Source organism: Streptomyces sp. NPDC059649 (assembly GCF_042734445.1).
Taxonomy (GTDB): Bacteria; Actinomycetota; Actinomycetes; order Streptomycetales; family Streptomycetaceae; genus Streptomyces.
The window spans coordinates 1-2,721 of the sequence record NZ_JBHWDV010000119.1 but is presented as its reverse complement, the minus strand read 5'-3'; the positions used below and the strand labels follow the sequence as shown (position 1 = coordinate 2,721).

2 protein-coding genes are annotated in these 2,721 nt (G+C 77.5%); both read right to left on the bottom strand.

Features of this window, described 5'->3' with window-relative positions:
- Positions 1-163 precede the first annotated feature (163 nt).
- Positions 164-1,387: a glycosyltransferase gene (locus ACFV1J_RS40280; protein WP_385866978.1), complete on the bottom strand. Its 1,224-nt coding sequence runs from the start codon at positions 1,385-1,387 to the stop codon at positions 164-166.
- The gene (locus ACFV1J_RS40275; protein ID WP_385866976.1) at positions 1,384-2,511 is read right to left on the bottom strand and encodes a glycosyltransferase family 4 protein; all 1,128 of its coding nucleotides are present in this window, start codon (positions 2,509-2,511) and stop codon (positions 1,384-1,386) included. The genes ACFV1J_RS40280 and ACFV1J_RS40275 overlap by 4 nt, the downstream gene beginning before the upstream one ends.
- Positions 2,512-2,721 lie beyond the last annotated feature (210 nt).

Here is a 2,721-nt window from a genome sequence, read left to right as displayed (position 1 = left end):
GCCCCCCCCGCCACCGGTCGTTCCGCCGCCGCTCCCATGGGCGGGCCCTCCCGAACCGGTCGTTCCGCCGCCGCTCCCATGGGCGGGCCCTCCCGAACCGGTCGTTCCGCCGCCGCTCCCATGGGCGGCCGCTCCGGTATCGGTCCCGTGGTGGACCGCACCGTCACCACCCGCCCCGGGGGCCCGCCGGATACGGCGCGGCCGGTACGGAGACGGCGGGCCGGGCCAGCGGTACGTCGGCGTCGTGTGCCGCCAGGAAGGCGTCCACGGCCGGCTGCCAGCCGTAACCCTCGGCCTGCCGGCGCGCCGCGGCGCGCCGGGCCGGCTCGGGCCGGGCCAGTACCCGCTGGACGGCGTCGGCGAAGGAGGGCCCGTCGTCGAGCGCGGTGTCGCCCCCGGCGCCGACGAGTCCGGCCAGCGCCGAGACCGCGCTGGCGACCACCGGGGTGCCGCAGGCCAGCGCCTCCAGGGCGGCCAGCCCGAACGTCTCGGCGGGCCCGGGCGCCAGCGCGAGATCGGCACTGGCCTGCAGGGCCGCCACCCGGTCGCGGTCGGCGAGGTGTCCGAGGAACGCCGCGGGCAGCCGCTCGGCCCGCGCGCGGGCGGCCAGCCGGGCCCGCAGCGGTCCCTCGCCGACCACCACCAGCGCCGCGTCGATACCGCGCCGGCGCAGTTCGGCGAGGGCGTCCAGGGCCCGCCCGGGCCGCTTCTCCTGCGACAGCCGGGAGCACATCAGCAGCAGCACCTCGGACCGGCCCGCGCACCGGCGGCGCAGCTCGGCGCTGCGGCAGTCCGGGTGCCAGGCGGCCAGATCGACCCCGAGCGGGGCGCGTACGACATTGCGCGCGCCGGCCCGGGTGAACTCCGCGGCCGCCCACTCGGTGGTGCACACCACCCGGCTGTAGGCGTACGCGGTACGGCGGTTGAGCCGGTCGGCGGCGGCGCGGGCGAGCGGCCGCGGCACGCCCCAGGTGTGCAGCACACCGTCCACGCTCTCGTGCGAGACCATCACCGCGGGGACCCGGGCCCGGCGGGCCCACTCGCCCGTCCAGCGCAGCGTCGTACGGTCCGAGACCTCCAGCCGGTCGGGGGCCAGCGCCGCCAGCAGCCGCTGGACCCGGGAGCGGTCGGTCAGCATCCGGTAGCCGCCGCTGCCGGGCAGCGCGGTCCCCGGCAGGGTGAACACCCGCCCCTGCGCGGTGAGTTCCTCGCGCGTCCGGTCGTCGCCGGGCGGCCCGGGCACGATGAGCACCGGTTCGTGCCCGGCGGCCCGGTAGCCGGCACCGAGCGCGGCGAGCGCGGTACGCAGCCCGCCGGAGGACGGCGTGACGAAGTTGGCGATCCGTACGATCCGCAGGCCCGTCGTGCGGTCCGGCCGCCGGTTCATGCCGCCACCGCCGTCCGGTCGGTGAGCACGTCCTCGTAGTGGCCCAGCAGCTGGTCGCCGACCGCCTCCCAGGTGCGGTCCGCGACGGCCCGGCGGGCCGCGGCGCCGTACCGCACGCGCAGTTCGGCGCTGTCCGCCAGGAAGCGCACCGCGTCCCGGAACGCGCCCCCGTCGCCGGGGGTGACCAGCAGTCCCGTACGGCCGTGGTCGACCAGGTCGACCGGCCCGCCGGCCCGCGGCGCGACCACGGGCACGCCCGAGGCCATCGCCTCCTGCACGGTCTGGCAGAAGGTCTCGTAGGGCCCGGTGTGCACGAAGACGTCCAGGGAGGCGTACAGCCGGGCGAGTTCGTCACCGGTACGGCGGCCGAGGAAGCGGACCTCCGGGAGGGCGGCGCGCAGCCCGGCGGCGCTGGGGCCCTCGCCGATGACGACGGTGCGGACACCCGGCAGCCGGGAGGTCTCGGCCAGCAGCCGGACGTCCTTCTCGGGGGCGAGCCGCCCCACGTACCCCACCAGCAGCTCCCGTCCGGCGGCCAGCGAGCCGCGCAGCACCGCGTCCCGCCGCCCCGGGTGGAACCGGGAGGAGTCCACCCCGCGCGGCCACAGGTGGACCCGGGGCACCCCGTGCTCGCTCAGGTCGAGCAGGGCCGCACTGGAGGGTGCCAGGGTGCGGTCGGCGGCCCCGTGCACGGCGCGCAGCCGCCGCCAGGCGGTGGCGGTACCACCGCCGAGGTAGGTACGGGCGTAGCGGCCCAGATCCGTCTGGTAGACGGCGATCGCGGGCACCTGCAGGCGGGCCGCGGCGGCCATTCCGCGGGCACCGAGGACGAAGGGGCTGGCGAGGTGCACGAGATCGGGCCGGTGACCGGCCAGCGCCGCGGACAGCCGCCGTCCGGGGAGCGCGATCCGCACCTGCGGGTAACCGGGCAGCGGCATCGACGGCACCCGCACCACGGGGCAGGGGTTGTCGTGGGTGACCGGTCCGGGCGCGGCGCCACCGAGCGGCGCGATGACGAGCGGATCGTGCCCTCGCCGGACGAGGTGGCGGGCGGTTTCCAGGGCGCAGTGGGCGACGCCGTTGACATCGGGCGGGAAGGATTCGGTGACGATGACGACACGCATACGGCTGTTGTCGGCGCACCGTGCGTGGAGCGAGCCACGTGGATCTTTCCAGTCGGCGAACGTCCCATGAGCGTTCGCCGCGCGCTCGGGCCGGCCGCCCACGTCCGCTGCGCTGTGCGGCGCCGCGTACGTTGTCGGCCGTCCCGCCGCGGTGGTTTCTCGCCGTTGCGCCTGGCGGCGGGCGTGGGTTGTCGGGTGCGGTGCCGCTCC

Excerpts from the sequence above, each read along its gene's own strand:
- ACFV1J_RS40275 (WP_385866976.1), bottom strand. The coding sequence starts at position 2,511 with ATGCGTGTCGTCATCGTCACCGAATCCTTCCCGCCCGATGTCAACGGC.
- ACFV1J_RS40280 (WP_385866978.1), bottom strand. The coding sequence starts at position 1,387 with ATGAACCGGCGGCCGGACCGCACGACGGGCCTGCGGATCGTACGGATC.